The sequence below is a fragment of the Methanoculleus chikugoensis genome (assembly GCF_019669965.1).
Classification (GTDB): domain Archaea; phylum Halobacteriota; class Methanomicrobia; order Methanomicrobiales; family Methanoculleaceae; genus Methanoculleus; species Methanoculleus chikugoensis.
Genome location: NZ_AP019781.1, coordinates 1789254 through 1808170 on the forward strand (window position 1 = coordinate 1789254; position 18917 = coordinate 1808170).

The 18917-nt window shown below is 59.0% G+C and carries 20 protein-coding genes and 2 tRNA genes; 15 read left to right on the forward strand and 7 right to left on the reverse strand.

What is annotated here, in order from left to right; genetic code table 11:
- Positions 1–60 precede the first annotated feature (60 nt).
- The 5 genes from MchiMG62_RS09005 to MchiMG62_RS09020 all read left to right on the forward strand — a co-directional run bounded on the left by MchiMG62_RS09005 (position 61) and on the right by MchiMG62_RS09020 (position 3144).
- Complete coding sequence (locus MchiMG62_RS09005) at positions 61–1104, forward strand: hypothetical protein (RefSeq protein WP_221056667.1); 1044 nt, start codon at positions 61–63, stop codon at positions 1102–1104.
- Positions 1105–1313: 209 nt separating this feature from the next.
- Entirely contained in the window at positions 1314–1670 is a 357-nt protein-coding gene (locus tag MchiMG62_RS09010; RefSeq protein ID WP_221056668.1) for an ADP-ribosyltransferase family protein, read from the forward strand.
- The gene (locus MchiMG62_RS13325) at positions 1667–1789 is read left to right on the forward strand and encodes a hypothetical protein (RefSeq protein WP_280636150.1); all 123 of its coding nucleotides are present in this window, start codon (positions 1667–1669) and stop codon (positions 1787–1789) included. The genes MchiMG62_RS09010 and MchiMG62_RS13325 overlap by 4 nt, the downstream gene beginning before the upstream one ends.
- A 148-nt stretch (positions 1790–1937) precedes the next feature.
- On the forward strand, positions 1938–2747 hold the full coding sequence (locus tag MchiMG62_RS09015) for a nucleotidyltransferase domain-containing protein (RefSeq protein WP_244987658.1): 810 nt from the start codon (positions 1938–1940) through the stop codon (positions 2745–2747).
- Positions 2748–2871: 124 nt separating this feature from the next.
- Positions 2872–3144 carry a hypothetical protein gene (locus MchiMG62_RS09020; RefSeq protein WP_054847320.1) on the forward strand — a complete coding sequence of 91 codons (273 nt, stop codon included), beginning with the start codon at positions 2872–2874 and terminating at the stop codon, positions 3142–3144.
- 101 nt (positions 3145–3245) lie between these two features.
- Here MchiMG62_RS09020 and MchiMG62_RS09025 read toward each other — a convergent pair whose 3' ends face one another.
- The 4 genes from MchiMG62_RS09025 to MchiMG62_RS09040 form a co-directional block, all read right to left on the reverse strand.
- Positions 3246–3695 (reverse strand): HEPN domain-containing protein, encoded by a 450-nt coding sequence (locus MchiMG62_RS09025; protein WP_221056669.1) that lies wholly within the window; start codon positions 3693–3695, stop codon positions 3246–3248.
- Positions 3682–4152 carry a nucleotidyltransferase domain-containing protein gene (locus MchiMG62_RS09030; RefSeq protein ID WP_244987659.1) on the reverse strand — a complete coding sequence of 157 codons (471 nt, stop codon included), beginning with the start codon at positions 4150–4152 and terminating at the stop codon, positions 3682–3684. Before MchiMG62_RS09030 ends, MchiMG62_RS09025 begins: the two co-directional genes overlap by 14 nt.
- Before the next feature lie 231 nt (positions 4153–4383).
- Positions 4384–4992 (reverse strand): 4Fe-4S dicluster domain-containing protein, encoded by a 609-nt coding sequence (locus MchiMG62_RS09035; RefSeq protein WP_244987660.1) that lies wholly within the window; start codon positions 4990–4992, stop codon positions 4384–4386.
- 253 nt (positions 4993–5245) lie between these two features.
- Complete coding sequence (locus MchiMG62_RS09040; protein ID WP_221056671.1) at positions 5246–5617, reverse strand: tetratricopeptide repeat protein; 372 nt, start codon at positions 5615–5617, stop codon at positions 5246–5248.
- 120 nt (positions 5618–5737) lie between these two features.
- Between MchiMG62_RS09040 and MchiMG62_RS09045 the strand changes: the two genes are divergently transcribed.
- The 3 genes from MchiMG62_RS09045 to MchiMG62_RS09055 all read left to right on the forward strand — a co-directional run bounded on the left by MchiMG62_RS09045 (position 5738) and on the right by MchiMG62_RS09055 (position 8418).
- Positions 5738–6184 carry a hypothetical protein gene (locus tag MchiMG62_RS09045; RefSeq protein WP_221056672.1) on the forward strand — a complete coding sequence of 149 codons (447 nt, stop codon included), beginning with the start codon at positions 5738–5740 and terminating at the stop codon, positions 6182–6184.
- A gap of 542 nt (positions 6185–6726) precedes the next feature.
- A complete protein-coding gene (locus MchiMG62_RS09050) occupies positions 6727–8154 on the forward strand; it encodes an MATE family efflux transporter (RefSeq protein ID WP_221056673.1) in 1428 nt (475 codons plus the stop codon).
- Positions 8155–8333: 179 nt separating this feature from the next.
- Positions 8334–8418: transfer RNA gene (locus MchiMG62_RS09055), tRNA-Leu, on the forward strand.
- 154 nt (positions 8419–8572) lie between these two features.
- On the opposite strand, the gene MchiMG62_RS09060 is transcribed toward MchiMG62_RS09055, so the two are convergent.
- The gene (locus MchiMG62_RS09060; protein ID WP_074370013.1) at positions 8573–8764 is read right to left on the reverse strand and encodes a hypothetical protein; all 192 of its coding nucleotides are present in this window, start codon (positions 8762–8764) and stop codon (positions 8573–8575) included.
- Between the two features lie 205 nt (positions 8765–8969).
- Here MchiMG62_RS09060 and MchiMG62_RS09065 point away from each other — a divergent pair, with 205 nt between their 5' ends.
- Positions 8970–9650: a diphthine--ammonia ligase gene (locus tag MchiMG62_RS09065; RefSeq protein ID WP_221056674.1), complete on the forward strand. Its 681-nt coding sequence runs from the start codon at positions 8970–8972 to the stop codon at positions 9648–9650.
- Positions 9647–10216, forward strand: a complete 570-nt coding sequence (locus MchiMG62_RS09070) for a type 1 glutamine amidotransferase (RefSeq protein ID WP_221056675.1) — start codon at positions 9647–9649, stop codon at positions 10214–10216. The genes MchiMG62_RS09065 and MchiMG62_RS09070 overlap by 4 nt, the downstream gene beginning before the upstream one ends.
- On the opposite strand, the gene mmp10 is transcribed toward MchiMG62_RS09070, so the two are convergent.
- Positions 10204–11430, reverse strand: coding sequence for a methyl coenzyme M reductase-arginine methyltransferase Mmp10 (gene mmp10 / locus MchiMG62_RS09075; protein ID WP_221056676.1), 1227 nt, complete (start codon positions 11428–11430; stop codon positions 10204–10206). The genes MchiMG62_RS09070 and mmp10 overlap by 13 nt on opposite strands.
- Positions 11431–12012: 582 nt before the next feature.
- Here mmp10 and MchiMG62_RS09080 point away from each other — a divergent pair.
- Together MchiMG62_RS09080 and MchiMG62_RS09085 are read left to right on the forward strand one after the other, a co-directional pair.
- Positions 12013–12261 (forward strand): DUF504 domain-containing protein, encoded by a 249-nt coding sequence (locus tag MchiMG62_RS09080; protein WP_221056677.1) that lies wholly within the window; start codon positions 12013–12015, stop codon positions 12259–12261.
- 51 nt (positions 12262–12312) lie between these two features.
- Positions 12313–12385, forward strand: a tRNA-Thr gene (locus MchiMG62_RS09085).
- A gap of 582 nt (positions 12386–12967) precedes the next feature.
- Here the strand turns inward: MchiMG62_RS09085 and MchiMG62_RS09090 are convergent.
- The gene (locus MchiMG62_RS09090) at positions 12968–13909 is read right to left on the reverse strand and encodes a hypothetical protein (RefSeq protein ID WP_221056678.1); all 942 of its coding nucleotides are present in this window, start codon (positions 13907–13909) and stop codon (positions 12968–12970) included.
- A 780-nt stretch (positions 13910–14689) separates the two neighbouring features.
- Here MchiMG62_RS09090 and MchiMG62_RS09095 point away from each other — a divergent pair.
- Genes MchiMG62_RS09095 through MchiMG62_RS09105 form a run of 3 tightly spaced genes read left to right on the forward strand, consistent with a single transcriptional unit; the run spans position 14690 to position 18909 of the window.
- A complete protein-coding gene (locus MchiMG62_RS09095) occupies positions 14690–17635 on the forward strand; it encodes a phosphoribosylformylglycinamidine synthase subunit PurL (protein WP_221056679.1) in 2946 nt (981 codons plus the stop codon).
- Positions 17636–17637: 2 nt separating this feature from the next.
- Positions 17638–18450: a phosphoribosylformylglycinamidine synthase subunit PurQ gene (locus MchiMG62_RS09100; protein ID WP_221056680.1), complete on the forward strand. Its 813-nt coding sequence runs from the start codon at positions 17638–17640 to the stop codon at positions 18448–18450.
- Between the two features lie 15 nt (positions 18451–18465).
- The gene (locus MchiMG62_RS09105) at positions 18466–18909 is read left to right on the forward strand and encodes a hypothetical protein (protein WP_221056681.1); all 444 of its coding nucleotides are present in this window, start codon (positions 18466–18468) and stop codon (positions 18907–18909) included.
- Positions 18910–18917 lie beyond the last annotated feature (8 nt).

Here is an 18917-nt window from a genome sequence, read left to right on the forward strand (position 1 = left end):
GATTACTGTAGCGGAGCAAACATGCAAAGATCATATTGCTCTGTAGGCGCCATCTTCTAATTGACGATTCTCATGCCGCCGATACTCAAGAACAGCGACCTAACCATTCCTCTTTACCAGGTGCGCTACGATGACGAGGATGAATTACAGGCAACATTGGCGCAGCATCCGGAACTCCTTCGTGAAGACACTGATGTTCCGCTCCGAACGGTGCGCCGGGAAGTGTCGATGGAAGGGCAATATCTTGACATTCTCATGGTCGACGCTACGGGCATGCCCATCGCCGTCGAGGTGAAACTTGCCAAGAATGCTGACATACGCCGTAAAATTGTAGGCCAGATATTGGAATACGCATCTCTGCTGTCCAACCTGACTGTTGACGAGCTTGATTCGATTGCCCGGGGAGCACTGAACGAAACATTGCACGCGTTCGCTGTAGAAGGCGAGACAACATTCGAAGATCTCCGAAAAGCATGCGGCACTCACCTCCGGGCGGGACAGGTGCGCATTATTATTGCCGTGGACGAAGCTCCAGAGGGTCTGATTCAAATATTCGAGTTTCTGAGCCGAAGGAGCGATCTCGATATCAGGCTAGTGCAGCTGCATAAGTACCTCCTCAAAACGGGAGAGATTCTTGTCGTCCCGAACCTCCTCGTCAAGCCCGAAAACATCAGGTCGCGCAAACTCATCGATCCCCGGTTCATGCAGGTGATCCTCGCATACCAGGATATTGCGCCCGAGGGCTTCCCCATCTGGGAGGACGACGAACCCGACTGGAGACTGGTCTGCCCCTCTGCATGGAAGGAACTGTGGGTTCACTATGAGTTCTGCGACTGGGGGAAAACTATCGGCGTTGAGATCCATCTCGAAGATGAACCGGTGAAGCCCCTGCAAGAACTCTTACTGTCGTTTAAAGAGGACTGGACGAAGAAATACCCTGAGCGGGAAATTGTTTGGGATCCTGACTGGCAGGACTGCGGTCGTGTAGGTGTCCTCTTCCCAAAAAAAACAGATCCTGCAGTAATTGCAAAAACAATGCGTGAGATCATCGAGGAGACGAGTGCTGAAATCCAGAAGCAGATCGACTTACTGCCATTAGAATAATCAGTATGCCTCATACGCGTCAAGGGCTCCAGAAGCAGTCTCCGTTGCACAGGGCACCGGGAAACCGGAGATCGGCAAGCGAATCCCGTCTGTTGTCGGATCCGTTGTTGCATATCTCCATACAACAACACCGGGCTCATGTCTGCGAGCGCGGGGTCCTCCATTCCCCCACACTCGATACGATCAGAACATATGATAAGAGGGAGATAATGGTCGAAGCTGCGCCTAATTTCCGTATTGTATATCGTGGAATGACAGAAAAAACCGCAGAGCGTCTACTAAGCAACAACGTGTTCACCAATAAAGGATTCACCGACACGACTCTCAATCCCTGGAATGCCTGCGAGCCACTGGACTCGGAGCGCCGCGATTCGTTTCATAACTTGATGGCAATCAGCATTCCAGAAGGAGCACATGGATTGTATGTTCCGGAGCAGGAGATGATCGTACTGCACCGAGATCTCACCCTGAAGTGCATCGGTGTATCGATGTTCAACTCAGTGATGATCGCTCCGGATGGTCCCCGGAGCATCCGGATATTTGCGATGGAGATGATGGAACAATGATCATCAAAGAAAGATTCATCGAAGACGACCCGGCCACTTTAACGTGGAGCAGTGAGCTCATAACTGCTGAAGAGAGAAAACGGGCAGAAGAAATATTCATCTGGATCAGTCAAAACTAATTAAATACCGCAGGATGATTGGAAACCGGTGTCACCTGCGGCCAATCCAGAAGCAGATTGACGCGACATTCATATCGACGTCATTTCATTTTCACTTTCACCACCTCCACCGCACGTTCATATAACCCCGTTTCCTGATCGCTTACCTATGAGGCAGAGAGACGCCCTTCGCTACGACCAGACGCTCTTTCGCGATCGTAAGGTCTTCGAGTTCGCCTACATGCCCGACGAGCCCCATCATCGCGACGCCCGGATCCGCGAACTCGCCCTCCTCACTCAGCCGGCCCTCCGGAGCGTCATCCCGAAGAGCGCGTTCCTCCACGCCCCACCCGGCACCGGCAAGACCGCCCCCGTCCGCCGGATCCTGCCTCAGCAACCGTTTAATACATTAAACAATCATTCAATATATTATATGCTCTGCGAGTTCAAGAAGTTCGTCGGGTTCCGGATCCTCGCCTGGTTCCTCACCCACCCCACAGGCGAGATCCACATCAATAAACTTGCCCGGGAGATCGGGGTCAGCCCGGGGAGCGTCAAGTCGTATGCCGATGCTTTCGAGCGGGACGGGCTCCTCACCGTCACGCAGATCGGGACGGCGAGGCTCCTTGCTCTCGATAACAACTCCCTCGCCGCCCGCGAGTTGAAGCGGGCCTACACTGTTCTTCTCCTCGTCCGGGCCGGCATCGAGGAGATCGCGCCGGGAAGCATCGCGGTCGCAGTCTATGGGAGCACCGCGTCGGGAACCTTCGACGAGCAGAGCGACATCGATATCCTGGTCATCGGCGACGAGAGCCAGATCGATCACGATCGGGTGCTGGCACTGGAAGCAGCGACCGGCCGTGAGGCGCAGGTGACGACCGTTCCGTACTACCGGTGGGAGCAGATGAAAGAGGAGAGCGATCCGTTTGTTGCCGGTGTCCTCCAAAATCACATCCATGTTTTCGGGGCGGCGCTATGAGGTGGCGGGAGTGCGTCGATCAGGTCGGGGCGGAGAGAAGGCAGGACTGTTTTGACACGCTATAGAAACTTCCGCCCCATCTGGATCAACTTGCTATGTATATTCATGCAACAACCCTGAGATCATGTCAGCAAGCGCCGGATCCGCCCACTCTCCCACACTCGACACGATCAGGATGGTCGAAGACTTCATCCGGGAGCACAGCGGCGAATACCGCCGCCGGGCGCTGTGGGAACGCCTGCCGTGGAAAGTCATGTATCAGACGTTCAAGACGATCATCGAGTACCTTCTGGAGTCAGGTAAGATCGCCATCGATGCACAGGGCAAGGTCCGCTGGATCTACGATCCGGAGTTTACCCGGTGGTATCTGGCCCGTGAAGACCTGCGGATCCGATGAAGGCGGCAGTCTTCTTTGCCGACACGATCCTGTTTTTTCCGATTCACACACTGCCAGCGGTAGGCTTCATGGCTGGATGTCGTGCAGCCCCATTGGAGTAATCATCTCCATTCCCTCCTGCTCGTTTCGGAGAGCAGGCGCCGTATCCTCTCGATGAACTGACCGGCATGCTCGACAGCCGCCAGAACCTCGGTGGTGGTCGGCGCCGGGCCGAACGAATACTGGCTCTCGTGGCGTTGTGTTCGCATCCTGGAAAACATTAACACCCACTCCTCTTCGAGGTCTCCTGACTGCGCATAGTGGTTAAGGTACAGTTCAATGCAATAGTGGCTCTTTTCGCGGATACCATCGCGGAAGAGTACCGCACGGGCTGCGTGGAACCATGCCATGTACGCACCCGTCAGGCTTATCCTCCTTGCGCCGAGACCGGCTACCTGCTGTGCTTCGTCAAGGTAGGAGGCGGCAAGGTTCAGCGATCCGTTCGCCTTCTCCACGGAAGGTGCGACCCTGCGAAGCATCTTCTCTTTAAAGCAGTCTTCAATAGATGTCAATGGATGCACCTCCGAGAGTCACACTCGACCGGACGAGGTTGGTGTAGAACGGCTGATCGGTCTCTCTCAGGTCGGAGAGCCTCTCTGAGGTGAGGATAAGCAGGTTTGTCTCTGCCCCGACCGTCGCACCTGCACTCTTCCCGACTCTCGCCGCAGGGACCTCGAGATCCGGCGTATACGCATCGACCAGCACCCAGAGGTCAAGGTCGCTACCGGCCGTGTTCGTCCCCTCTGCATAACTCCCGTACACTCCTATCCCCCGTGCCCATTCCGGGAGCACAACCGCGGTCATAAGGAGATCGATGTTGAGCAGGCGTTTCACCGCCAGACTTCGGGCGTTCTCATTCCAGGCGTACACCCGACCGCGTTGCGTACAAAATCCGTTCCGGGAAAGCAGGCGCATATAGCGCGAGACAAGGGCTTTCGAAGTCCCGGTCGCCGCGACAACCGTCGTCACTGTTGCCGGGCTCCTTTCGGCAACATACCGGAGGATGCGTACCCTCTCCTCGGTTTTGAAAAGTTCGGACAGTACCGATTTTTCCATACTGTTTCTACTCCGTGAAGAGATTGTTTCCGTTCCAGAAACAAAGTGTTTCCGATCTGGAAACAGAATGTTTCTGATCTGGAAACACCCTCGTGTGGGAGATCCGGGATAGGTGCCCGGGTTCACTGCCCACGAAGTACACCCTCACTTCGGGCATACCCTGACACAGAGGCCGCACCGGAGCCCCCCGAGCGCTTGAAACATATACTCGGCGCACCGCTCCCGGCGGATCTCGCCGTCGGCGGTGAACGCCGCGGCCGGGCAGGCCTCGACGCACTTCATACAGTTCTTGCAGTCTTCATTCAGGAGAGGACGCAGGGGGCCTTCCGGTCCCTTGAGAGGGGCATCCGTGACGATGGCGGTCATGCGGACCCGCGGGCCGAACTCGTCCGTGATCAGGAGATGGTTGATCCCGTAGGTCCCGAGACCCGCACAGTACGCCGCGTACTTGATGGACATATCAGCCATGAGCGTCTCGCGGTCTGCGTACCAGTACCCGAACTCGCTGCCCTCCGTAGGGACGATCGTGGCTTTGTAGCCCTCCTTCTCGATCAGACGCGCCAGCCGGAAGGCAATGACCCGGAGCGTCGCCGTGCCCGCCATCAGGGTATTGGTATACTCGGCCCTGCCCTTCGGCAGGCTCTCGATCGAGCCTCGCGGCACCGCAACGCCGAGGACAATCACCGAGCGTGCATCCTCCATGATCTCCCGCGGGTTGTTGCCCGCGTATTCCGGATCTTCGAAGTTCCGCACGTCGGCAACCCGAAGAGATCCGCACCCATCTCGACGGCGATCTGGTGTAGCTGATTGGTGTATGCGTTCTCGGTCATTCTGGTATTCACCTGTGGTTTCAGGTTTGGCGGCGATTTTGCACATAGGTCGGGAAGCGAACGGGTAGACCGGAGCATCCTCTACGATGGGCACCCGGTGCTCGAACCGAAGGTACAACCCCCGAACACCGCGGCCGGGAAGGACGGTGCACCCGGTACCGCCCCACGGATTCGTATCACGCATCGCCGACGATGGACTGCACATCCTGCTTCAGCCCGGGATCGTACCTCGTCGCGTTCTCAAAGCACGCCGCCGCCTCGTCGGTCTTATTCATGTTCGTCAGGATGACTCCTTTCAGGTACCAGGCCAGCCCGTATTCCGGGTCCAGTTCAAGCGCCCTGTTGCAGCTCTCCAGCGCTTCGGCATACTGGTTGTGGTAATTGTTGTAGTACATCCCCCGGATACACCACGCCTCGGCGTTGTTCGGCTCCGCTGCAACCCGGTTATCGTAATACTCCTGGCTTCCGGCATAGGTGATGCAGCCGCTGGAAAAGAGAATAAGTATCAGCACACAGCAGAGGCCTGCGGCCGGGAACAGGGCCTTCATAGAGCCGTATTGAATCCGGCGGCTAATGAACGTTATGCCGTTGCCGGGAACGGGGATATCTTCGTGGTCGCCGGCAGCCGGACGGTTACGTTTAAATGAGGAGCCTGAGCCTTATCCTGTATGGAGAGAGGCTCGATAGAAGAAATAGGGGCGACATTCACCGGGATGAACCGCCACTTCGAGGAGAGGTACCGGGAGACGTTCGCGATACCTGAGGATGCCCTGCAGGGGAGGAAGAACGGGTCGATGCGGATTGCAACTTTTCAGTTCAACTGGGTCTTCGGAGAGGCCGACGGTTACGAATACATGGAGTTCTACCGTTTTCACCGTTTTGGAGACGAGCATGCCCGAATATGGGAAGACGGCACCGTTGAAGATCTCGATACCCTCGAAACCATGTACACCTACAATCCGAATATCCCCGGGGATGAGGAGCGAAAGAGGGATGAGTCGGCGCAGAGGTATGAGAGCCTGCTCAAGGAACTCTCGGAGGCCGGCCTTCTGGAGAAGGTGCCCGGCCACACGGCCATAAACACGTTCCTGATGCTACAGGACGAAAAAGAGTGAGATGAAATATCCATTCGGTTTCAAATCTTGATCTTCCACAGGGGAGGATTGCGGGCTTCCGGAGGGTTCCGTGCATTGGTTAGCAGATATCGGCCATTCGCACCGACGAGAACCGGGAGATATCCGCTCTCATGCGAAGAGGAGATCCCGGGTGGCCTGCCCGCGGATCTCGGGCCGGAGCGCCGCCGCCGGCCCGACAACCGCGCCGGAGCCAGGTCCCTCTCCGAGATTCATTCCAATCCGGAAACGCCGCGGACAAAAAACCAATCGTCCGAACCTTTATTCCGCGGAACCTCGCCGCTCACTCCATAAAACCCTCCCCCGGGTCAGACTCCGGCGTATTATCTCTCCGCACGGCGACCTGGATCCGGCAGCCTGTTGATCACCCCGGACGGCGAACAGCGCATTAAAACACAATCGTTATGCCCCCGGAGGGCAAAGACCTTTGCTTCTTCCCGGCGACGAACGAACGTGCTCGAAAAGAGCATGAACTCTCTTCTCCCGATACACCCGGAGAAAAAACCCGTACCCGAAGGATAACTATGAGTGAAATCACCGCCATCACCTCCGAACCGGCAGAACGCCGGGACACAATCACCGAAGGAGTCGCCGTTCTCACCGGTGACCCCAAACGCGCCATCTTCAAGATTGCCGGCCCGATCATGGTCGCCATGCTCTTTCAGGCCACCTACAACCTCGCCGACGCCGTCTGGGTCGCGGGCCTCGGCTCGGATGCCCTTGCCGCCATTGGGTTCGTCACCCCGATCTTCCTGATCCTCGTCGGCCTCGGGAACGGCCTTGGGGCCGGCGTCATCTCGGCCGCCTCCCGCCGCATCGGGGCCGGGGACAGGGCCGGAGCAGACAACGTCGCCATGCACGGCATCGCCGTCGTGCTCGCCCTCGCAGCCGTCGCAACCCCCGCGCTCCTCCTCTTCATCGAGCCGCTCGTCCTGGCTCTCGGGGCCGGAGAGACCGCGGCATACGCCGTCGAATACGGCAGCATCGTCTTTGCCGGAACCGTGTTCATCCTCCTCTCCGACATCCTCTATGCCGTCTTCACGGGCGAAGGGAGCACCCGGAGGACGATGTACGCCGTCGCCGCCTCCGCCGTCCTCAACATCGTCCTCGACCCCATCCTCATCTACGGCGCGGGCATGGGCGTTGCCGGTGCCGCATGGGCGACGCTCATCTCGATGGCCGCCGTCTGCGCCCTCCTCCTCTACTGGTTCCTGGTCAGGAAGGACACCTACATCACCCTCGACTGGAGGCGCTTCACGCCCGACGGACGCACGGCAATGGACATCTTCGGCGTCGGGATCCCCGCAAGCCTTGAGTTCGTGCTGATGTCGGTCACCGCAATGGTCGTCAACGGGCTCCTCGTCCACGTCTCCGGGCCCGATGCCGTCGCCGTCTACACCGGCGGTTGGCGGATCGTCTTCTTCGCCCTGATCCCCTTCATCGCCATGTCCATCGCCGTCGTCTCGGTCTCGGGGGCGGCCTACGGCGGCAGGAAGCACGACAACCTCAGGGTCGCCCACTCCTTTTCGGTCCGCTCGGGCATCCTCATCGGCATCGGCCTCTCCGTCGCCACCTGGCTCCTCGCGCCCGCCATCTCCGGGATCTTCGCCTACTCGACGGGCAGCATGCACCTTGCGGGCGGGATCACCGCCTTCCTGATGACGATGTGCTTCTTCTACCCCTTCGTCTCACCGGGTATGATGTCCGCCGGAGTCTTCGAGGGGACGGGAAAGGGTCTCTTCGCCCTTGCCGTCGAGTTCTTCAGAAACCTCGGCGCCATCGTGGTCTTCGCCTACGTCTTTGCGATCGTCATGGACCTCGGCGAGACCGGGGTTTGGTGGGGGGTTGTCGTCGGCAACATCCTCGGCGCGTTTGTCGGATACGGCTGGGCCCGGATCTACATCGCCCGTCTCATTGCCGTGAGCCGGAAACGGGGCGCGGTGGCCGCCTGAACGGCGGACCGGCCGCGACCTTCATGCTTGATATCGGGCAGCGAACCCCTCTTCGCTGCCTTCCGGCAGGAAGTACCCGCACCCTCCGCACAAAGGTATTTTATGTATGACAACAGATTAAATGAGGTAAACGGGGCGTGAGAACGCAACCGATGCACCTTCCGTTCATGCACACCCGTGCGAGGGTTGCCAAGCCAGGTCAAAGGCGCTAGGTTGAGGGCCTAGTCTCGTAGGAGTTCGTGAGTTCGAATCTCACCCCTCGCATTCGTTTTTCAAACGTCTTATCCCGGCACTGCTTTCCGCCGGAGCCATCGCGGTTGCCGGAGCATCACCGTCGTGCCATAGACCGCAAGCGACCCGGAACGCCGTAACGTCCGCCTCACGAATGGAGAAGAGAAGAGAATAATGCCCCGGGGGCCTACGCCAGCACTTCGTGCCGCTGCTGGCAGCGTTCCTGCAGTTCGTTCCACTCGTCCGGGTGTTCCTCCGCCCACTCGAGGATCGCATGGACAATCCTGCCCCGCGACTCGGAATCTCCCCGGTAGTTTACCAGGATGCAATCAACCACCACTTCGATCTGTTCTTCCTGATGCTGGACGACTTCCGCCATAGTGAAACCTCCCGATACACCGTGGGTGCTCACATCCGGTGAAGATTTGACAGCATATAATCCTGATCCCCCGGGGTGGCGACGGCCGGTAATCGTGCGATTGGCCCGAGCAGCGTTCCGTACCCCGTCTTTTGCCGCCGGCCGCTGTCGACACCGCCGCCGCAGGGGTTATTGTGCTCTGGAGGAGAACAATACGGGAAGAACCATGAGACTCGGCGTGCTCTTCTCCGGCGGGAAAGACTCCCTCTTCGCCTGCTGGAAGGCGATGCAGAAGGAAGAGGTGATCTGCCTGATCACGGTCGTCTCCAGGAACCCGGAGAGTTACATGTTCCACACCCCGAACATCCGTCTCGCCGCACTGCAGGCCGAAGCGGCGGGACTCCCCCTCGTGGAGGTGGAGACGGCGGGGGAGAAGGAGGCGGAACTCCTCGACCTCGAACGGGCTCTTCTCGCCGCCAGGGAACAGTACGGGATCGAAGGGATCGTCACCGGGGCGATCCTCTCGGTCTACCAGGCGACACGGGTTCAGCGGATATGCCGCGAACTGGAGCTCTGGTGCTTCAACCCGCTCTGGCTCGCCGACCAGGAGGCCTACATGGAAGAACTCATCGATGCCGGGTTTACGGTCGTCATCGCGGGCGTCTTCTCTGCCCCCTTCGACGAATCCTGGCTCGGGAGAGAGATCGACCGCCGTACCCTCGACGAACTCCGGGCGATCGCACGGAAGTACCGGGTCACCCTCACCGGCGAAGGAGGAGAGTTCGAGACGTTCGTCGTCGACGCCCCCTTCTTCGCTCAAAGGATCGCGATCGAGGAGGCGTCGAAGGTCTACCGGAACTACAACGGCGTCCTGCGGATCGAACGTGCCGGGCTGGTGGCGAAATGATCCTGGTCGTCGACCTCTCCTGCCGGGACGGCTCGCTCTCCCGTGACGAGTTCGTAGCGCCGGTCGAACGGCTCCTCTGCCGGAACGGGGTGGCGTTTACAACCCGCCACTACACCGCCGTCGGCGCACCGGAGATTGAGAGTGCGGATGCGGCGATCCTCTGCGGCACGGCGCTGATGGATACCGGCTATATGGAGCACCCGGAACTGTTCCGGTGGCTTCTCTCGTTCGAGCGGCAGGTGCTCGGGATATCCTCCGGGATGCTGGCGCTCGCGGCGGCGTTCGGCGGCAGCACCGAGCCGTGCCGCGAGATCGGCATGACCGACGTAAACGTGCTCGCGCCCGATCCCCTCTTTTTCGGGCGAGAGGTCTTTTCCGCCTACGCGGTGCACGATTACGCGGTGCGGGTTCCCGGGGAGTTCGTAGCGCTCGCCGCGTCCGACCGATGCGTCCAGGCGATCCGGCACCGCTCCCTCCCCCTCTACGGGCTCCTCTTCCACCCCGAGGTCAGGAACGAGTGGATCGTCGAGCGGTTCTGCGAGCTGGTAGATCGTCAGAGCCCGTAACGGTTGATCGTGTTGATCAGGGCCGCGAACCCTTCCATCTCCTTATCGAGCACTTCCGTCCGGGTCATGCCCATGCTCGTCTCCGCGTCGGCGGTCAGCGTCTCGGGGCCGCGCACCACCTCGCGGTCGACGCCGTCGGCGGAGAGGATCGCTCTCGCCTCAGCGTCGTGGACGAACGCCCGGCCGGGGAGGATAACGACGTCTTCGAGTCTGGACAGGTTCACCCCGGCGAGGTCGTCGGCGGTGATGAGGCAGGCGATCTCCTTTTTGACCGCAACGACCCTTGAGATCGAGCCGCGGATCGAGAGGAGCCGCTGGAGGAATGGGGCCGCGACGCTCCCGGTGATCACCGTCGCGCGCTTCCGGACACGGGGGAGTTTCTTCAAGAGGTCGGGCTCGTGAAGGAGCGCGAACGGCGAGCCTATCGAGGGGTCACCAAGCGGGGTTCCGCTGATCTTCATCGAGAACCGATTGTTCAAGTCCGTCACCATCTCGTGGAACTCGTCGACGGTGTGAACCCGCTGCCCCTCGAGGATGGGCGTGTTGCCGAGGATCAGACCCTGGTCGGTCCGGTTCGCAAACCGCATCAGGATAAGCCCTTTGGCGCCGCGCTCCTCCAGCCACGCGCAGGTCTCTTCGAGGACCTCGCCGTCGTTGACGCCCGGGACGACGACCGCCGCGGCGTAGACGTCGATTGCGCCGCAGAGCCGGTCGAGAACCGCGAGCGAGGCTTCCGGCGTCGGGTCGTGCATCCACTGCCGCCGGAGTTCGGGGTCGGCGGCAAAGACCGTGTAAGAGACCTCGGATAGACCGTTCTCGATGAGGTGGTCGGCGACGGCCGGGTCGTCGAACCCCTTGCCGCTGGTGTAGCCGATGTGGAGCGGCACCTCCATGCTGCCGAGCAGTTCGACGAGGTCGCCGAACTCCGGGTAGCAGCTCGGGTCGCCGCCGCCGCTGATGGTGATCCGGTCGACGTCGTCGCTCATCACCTGGAGGTTTGCGAGCGTCTCGTCGGCGACCGTCCGGAGGCTCTTGAACCCCTCGTAGCCTTCCCGCACCCCCCGGGTGCAGTAGTCGCAGCCCTTCTGGAAGGGGAGGCAGTATTTGCAGCCGAACGCGGTCGTCCCCTCGACGTGTTTGAAGTAGCAGTACGAACAGAATCCCCGGCAGTCGAGGCCGGGCCGGCCCCCGAGATCGACGGTGAGATGCGACATTCTGATGGTACTTCTGTGCTCTTCTGTTATGAACGTTGCAGACCTCTCCCGGCGCCGGTTCGCGGGGAGAACGGGCGCTGCTCCGGGTGCAGGACTACGCTGAAATGTTTGAGACGGACCCCAGGAGGTCAAACCATTGACTTCCTTTTGCACCTTCGGTGCTCCAACTCCTTCTACCGCAGGCTAACGGTTGCTCGAACTCCTTTCCCGCACCTTGCGGTGCTCAGACTCCGTTCCTACGGAACGTCGCACCCTGCGGGAAAAGTCGTCCTTCGCGTTCTTCGCGGCTCGAAGCCTATGGCTTCTCAAACTCCTTCCCCAAAGGGGAAGTCGTTCTTCGCGCGACACAACTGGTGCAGATAACGATATAGTCCCACGCGAAGCCGCGAAGCCGCGAACGTGAGCACCAGAGGTGCGAGCTCCGGTGTTTCTGGGTGTTGCTAATTTCTTTTTAGTTATCGCACGAGGTTGCATTGCTCGATACCGGATGCCACACAATAGTGAAGTGCCGGGCACGCCGTGGCGGCTGCTCCAGGCGGGCGGCGGCACCTTTATGCCACGCCGGGGCGACGAAGTCGCGGTATGCGGACGAGCCACCGGCTGCTGCTCCGGTTCTATCACGACCCCGGCTACGACTTCTCCCGGGTCGAGGTCGAGTACGTCGACCGGGGGGCGCCCGGCGACCGCTCGACGGTCCGGGGCGACCGGGTCGTCGCGCTCGATGCGCAGTACCTGGAGGTGGACGCCGGGACGCATGTGGCGTGTATTCCGTATCATAGGGTCCGGCGGATACTGTATGACGGTGATGTCATCTGGACGAGGGAGGCGTGAGGAGAACCGGCGCCACCTTTTTTACCGCAGACCGCCCACAATATAAGGTATGCCCCAGTGGCTTAGCTGGCAGAGCGGCTGACTTGTAATCAGCAGGTCCCGAGTTCAAATCTCGGCTGGGGCTTCCAGGAAAGCATGTTCGTAAGCCATTCCACCCGTTTCTCATCCGAATTAACTGTGCGTGTTTAATGCGTGCATATTGCCGTATGGCCATTGACCCATATCCGGCGCGGTGCCGCACCGACACAATTTGCTTGCCTTTCTGGCGAAGGTGAGGCAAGGAGCCCAGAGAGGGGCAAATTGTCTAACCGGTACTATCCCAGTGCAGTCAGCTCGGTGATGACTGATTCGATCAATTTTTTCTGAACATCCTGCCGTTTCCTGACCCGTTTTTCGAGGTCGTCGCAGAGAATCATGAGAGGATCGACTTTGGAGACGATGTGGTGCTGTTCGGGGAGGGGAGCGAGAATCTCAATCCTTTAATCTTTCCAACGAACAAATTTGACTGAACTGTCGTTTTTGATTTCGCTTCTATTTGATTCAGGGCTATTTCTGCTTTTTTGAAGATATCTATTGTAGAAAGCATCTAGTCCAGCATCAACGTCCATTAATTCATCATTCATAAGAAAAATGCAAAATTGCTACTTTTCTATCGAGTGCTTTCACCATTACCCGTGGCGACCACAACTTAATTCCGAGAGTGATGTTAAGCAATCTCATCATCGAAAATTTCCGCTGGAATCATTCTATTTTGCTTAGAATGGGTGTAGAAATGTAAGGACATACACATCTTATCACTATCACGAGACGAGAATGTAATCATTTTAATTGCTAAGTCTCGCTCCTTTACATAGGCGTCTTGGAGTGTAGCATCCTCTTCGAGATCAACGATAAATTCTCGAATTTCTTGGTGAAAGAAGGTGTTTTGAACTGCGTCTTTACTATGTATCGAAAAACGAACAGCGATATATCTAGTCTTATTTTGTTGGCAAAATGATCTCAATTTTTCAAAATCAAAGCATTGGTGGATTTTATTAACACCATAGAAGTCCCTCTCTTCCCTATCGGTAACAAAAAAAACAGGATTTGCTCTGAATATTTTTGTGACCTCTCCCGGTTTCAGTATCGCTTCACCGTCATCTTGGCATTTCACCAGAGCAACGCTCGCCTTTGGATGTACCTTTAAGAATTTACTAGCCAAACCAAGCCTCTTTGCAGTTTTTACAAGAAAATTATCATTTTCCCACCCCAACCCGGAAGGGAAGAGAAATTCTTGATTTTCAGTAGGATCGAACAGGTCCTTAAGATCTTCATCTCTATCCATTAAGAAAAACTCTTGAATGATCTGCTGCTCCTCTTTACTGCGTCGCAACTTTACCCGGTAAAAATTTGAGGCAACTACAATCTGATACGCAGTTCCGCCCCCGATATTCAGTAGCGACATGTTCAGTTCATTGCCGACAAAATGTGATTTTTTAACGAGGATATGAGGTTCTTGGTTTGAAAGTAGGGCAGTTATCTGCCGTTGCTGAATTCTCAATTGCTTTTTTATCTGCTTAATATTTGATGAATTGTAATAGACAGTGACAAAAACGAGGAGGAGAGTGGCGATCGCAACAGCAATGTTAGCTAACGTAGCATCATCCATATCTCTCTCTCCCAAAGCGGGTGGCAGCCCATTTCAATGAAGAGTTATCTGCTGGAAAGAAAGCCCTTTCTAAATGTACTCACCTCGTTCCAATCCGTTGGAACAATCATTCGAGAGTCTATCCCCAAACACCGCTAGCGGGAGGAGGGAAACACCCTCATAGCCCCCCGAGTGACGAACCCCAATGGAAAGCTGTTTCGTCATCCTTGCTCTGGATCTGGATCAGACAGTAGAAATATTGGATGTAAGTGCTCTGATCAGGGTGTACCGAAGGTTCAGAGATCTTTTTAGGACGACCTCAAGAGTATAAAACATGTGAGAGATTGGAGAGTTGTGGTGTTCCGCAACACAGAAATTCTTCATATCCCAACTGGCCGAACTCATTTATATGGCACATTACCCTTCAATGGCTTTGGGAATTTTTCTTTGTTTGTTAGGTGTACTGATCTATTTTGCACCACCAGAAGTTCATTCACTCAAATGGCTTGACGTTCCACTAGTAATCATAAGCGTACTAGTAATTGTGATATCATTCTTGACTAAAAGGTAATAAGCACTATATTTTTGGTTTTTTCACACTCTCTGGTAATTTTTCACTCATGATTGAGCCCTTTAGAAAATCTCCTGAAGCCATTTCCTGTGATAACTCTACAGGACCTGCTCGCAGTAACAGCGTCATCGAACTGTCGAAAATATCTCAACCCACTTCAGTTACCATAACATCCTCACCACCCCCACCCCATCGTAGCCCTTTTCACCAGATCCAACCCATATTTATACATGGCCTCGTACGTCCACCGGATAGAGGTACAATATTCCCGCGATCCACGGCTGCCGACGCGTACCGAGAGGTTCCGCTCGCTGGGCTTCCCCCTGCGCGAGCTGCATCTCGTCGATGTCTATACCATAGCGACCGCCCGGAGGGACTTCTCCCCCGAGGAACTCTCGCAGATCGGCGCGCAGCTCAGCAACCCCGTCGTCCAGCGGTACTCCGTAGACCGGCCGACCGAGGCCGACTTCGACTGCGCCATCGAGGTCGGGTTCCTGCCCGGGGTCACCGACAACGCCGGGACGACGGCAAGACAGACCATCGAGGACTACTTCGGGTTCCGGTTCGGCGAGGGGGAGGCGGTCTTCTCGTCGCAGCTCTACCTCGTCTCCGGCGACCTCACACCCGAAACCCTCCAGAGGCTCACCGCCGCCCTCGCGAACCCGCTCGTCAACCGCGTCCACATCAGGAGCCGCGAGGAGTACGCCGGGAAGGGGATGGACGCGATCACGCCCTTCGTCCACCTCCACGACCTGCAGGCCGCCGGGACCGTCGACCTCGACCTCCCCGATGCGGAACTCGCCCGCATCGGAAAAGAGGGGATCCTGGACCCCGGGACAGGGGAGCGGCGCGGGCCGCTCGCGCTCGACCTCGCCCAACTCCACGCAATCCGCGACTACTTCCGGGGGCTCGGGCGGAAGCCGACGGACGTCGAACTCGAGTCGCTCGCCCAGACCTGGAGCGAGCACTGCAAGCACACCATCTTTGCTTCAGCCATGGACGACGACGTCCCACGCGGGCTCTACAAGACCTGCATCCAGGCCGCCACCAATACTATCCGCAAAGAGAAGGGCGACGACGACATCTGCGTCTCGGTCTTCACCGACAACTCCGGCGCCATCGTCTTCGACGACGAGCACCTCGTGACCTGCAAGGTCGAGACGCACAACTCCCCCTCCGCCCTCGACCCCTTCGGCGGCGCTCTCACCGGGATCGTCGGGGTGAACCGCGACACCATCGGGTTCGGCCTCGGCGCCAAACCCTGCATCAACATCTACGGCTACTGCGTCGGCGACCCCGACACCGAACCGGCGCTCTTCCGCGGCAAGAACCGGACGAACCCCATCCTCCCTCCCCGGAGGATCTTCGAGGGCGTCGTCCGCGGCATCGACGTCGGCGGCAACTGCTCGGGCATCCCGACGCCGCAGGGATGGTGCTACTTCCACGACCGCTACGTCGGTAAACCCCTCGTTTTCGCGGGCACCGTCGGCGTGATGCCGCGCGCCAACAACGGGAAAAACCTCCACGAGAAGCAGGCCCTCCCCGGCGATCTCATCGTCATGGTCGGCGGCAGGGTCGGCAAGGACGGCATCCACGGCGCCACCTTCTCTTCAGAAGCCCTCGACCCCGCGAGCCCCGTGACCGCGGTCCAGATCGGCGACCCGATCACCCAGAAGAAATTCTCCGACGTCATCGTCAAGGAAGCCCGCGACCTCGACCTCTACCGGAGCATCACCGACAACGGGGCGGGAGGAATCTCCTGCTCCGTCGCGGAGATGGCACGGGAGTCGGGCGGGTGCCATGTCCTCCTCGACCGTGTGCCGCTGAAGTACCCCGGCATGGCGCCGTGGGAGATCTGGATCTCCGAGTCGCAGGAGCGGATGACCCTCGCCGTCCCGGAAGAGAAGATCGAGGCGTTCATGAACCTGATGAAGAGGAGGGAGGTCGAGGCGACCGTCATCGGGACGTTCACCGATACGGGGAGATGCGTCGTGGAGTACAACGGCGAAGCCGTCATGGACGTCGACCTCGACTTCCTCCACGACGGCCTGCCGAAGAAGCACCTCATAACAGAGCCCGTGGAGACGGCCTATCCCGAGCCCGACTTCGTCTGCCCCGACCGGCTCGACGACCTCCTCCTCGCGATGCTCAAAAGGAAGAACATCTGCTCCAAAGAGTTCATCTCGACCCGGTACGACCACACCGTCCAGGGCGGGCACGTCCTCGGGCCGGTGCAGGGAGCCGGGCGGGTCCAGGCCACGGCCACCCTGACGAAGGTCGTCCCCGGCTCGATGAAGGGCGTGGGGCTCTCGCAGGGCCTCTTCCCGTCCTACTCGGAGCTCGACCCCTACCGCATGGCGCTCGCCGCGATCGATGCGGCGGTCCGGGGGCTGATCGCGATCGGCGTCCCGCTCGCGACCATCGCGCTCCTCGACAACTTCTGCTGGTGCTCCTCAGACGAGCCAGAGAGGCTCTGGCAGCTCAAGCGCGCCGCGTTCGGGTGCTATGACGGCGCGGTCAACTTCGGGACGCCGTATATCTCCGGGAAAGACAGCATGTTCAACGACTTCTCCGGGTTCGACGCCGACTCGAACCCCGTGAAGGTCTCCGTGCCGCCGACGCTCCTCATCACCTCGATCGGCGTCCATCCCGACGTCACCACCGCGGTATCGATGGACGCAAAGTTCGACGGTGACATCGTCTACGTCGTGGGGGAGACCGGGGAGGAACTCGGCGGGTCGGAGTACCTCGCGCACCTCGGCATCGAGGGGGGCGCGGTCCCGTCCCTCGATATCGAGACGGCAAAGGTGCGCTACGGCCGGATGACCAACGCGATCGAGAAAGGGCTTCTCGCCTCCGCCTTCCCCGTCACCCACGGGGGGCTCCTCGTCGCCCTTGCAAAGGTCGCGATCGCCGGAAGAGCCGGCATGGACATCGCCATACCCGGCGGGATGCGCACGGACACCTACCTCCTCTCGGAGTCGCTCGGGCGGCTCATTGTCACGGTCGCCCCCGGCGACCGCGAAGCCTTCGAGGAGATCTTCGGCAGCGACGCGCACCTCCTCGGCCGTGTCGGCGGCGAAACGTTCCGGGTATCGGCAGGAGGAAAAACCCTCATCGAGCAGCCGGTGACGACAATGGAAACTGCGTACAAAGCGCCTTTCGGGGGGTACTGAGCATGGCTCGCGCAAACAATCCAAGGGCCCTCATCATGAGCGGCTACGGGCTCAACTCCGAGATGGAGACGGCGGAAGCCCTGATGCGGGCGGGCATGGCGTCCGACATCGTCCACATCAACGACCTCATCGCGGGGGAGAAAACCCTCTCCGACTACCGGCTGATGGTCTTCCCCGGCGGGTTCTCCTACGGCGACGACACCGGCGCCGGCAACGCCTACGCAAACCGCGTGAGAAACAACCTCTGGAGCGACGTAAAGGAGTTCCTCGCGGGCGACAACCTCGTCCTCGGGATCTGCAACGGGTTCCAGATCCTCGCGAACCTCGGCCTCGTTCCGGCGTTCGACTGGGACCGTCCCCGCGAGATCGCCCTGATGCCGAACAGGAAGGGCGTGCTGGAGTGCCGGTTCGTCACCCTGAAGCCCGCCGCGGATAACCTCTGGACGCGGGGCATCTCGCACCTTTACTGCCCCGTCTCCCACGGTGAAGGGAACTTCTCCTGTTCGGAGGAGACCCTGAAGCGGATCGAGCGGGAGGGGATGGTCGCCTTCCGGTACTCGCGCGACGACCTCTCCCCCGCGGGAGGGGAGTACCCCTACAACCCGAACGGGGCGCTCGCGGACATCGCCGGAGTAACGTCGGCGGACGGCAAAGTTCTCGGGCTGATGCCGCACCCCGAGCGGGCGATGGAGTTCGTGAACCTCTACGACTGGCCGACCCGGAAAGAGCGGCTTAAACGCGAGGGAAAACCGCTGCCCACCGAGTCGATGAACATGCAGTTCTTCCGTAACATCGTCGATTACTTCGGAAGATAACCATCCCCGATTTTTTTGGGGAGAGCGGAACACCACCCGCGACGGAGACCTCCCCTTCCCCGGCATAAAACTATATCATTCCCCCGGGAGAATATCGGCCGGAACCGGGGAGGAGTCGCCACGAAGATCAGGATCGCCCGCTGTTTTGCAGAGGAGAGCGTCGATACGCCTGCGGTCCTGGAGGTAGAGGTCGACCAGGCAGACGTCCCCTCCGCCGACGAGATTCTAACGTTTGCCTCCGTACACGGGAACTTCGTCTGCATCTCCGACCGCATCTTCCGCCGGTTCGAGATCCTCCTCCCGCTGGAGAGCCGCCTCGAGATCCTCAAGGACGCGCTCCTCGAGGTCATACGCCTCGAACCTGAAGGCGCGGAGGGGCTCAACCCCTACGAGGTCGAGGACTTCGTCGACGCACTCGAGCGGACGCGGCAGAAGGTGCTCGCCGACGACAACGCCTGACATCGTGT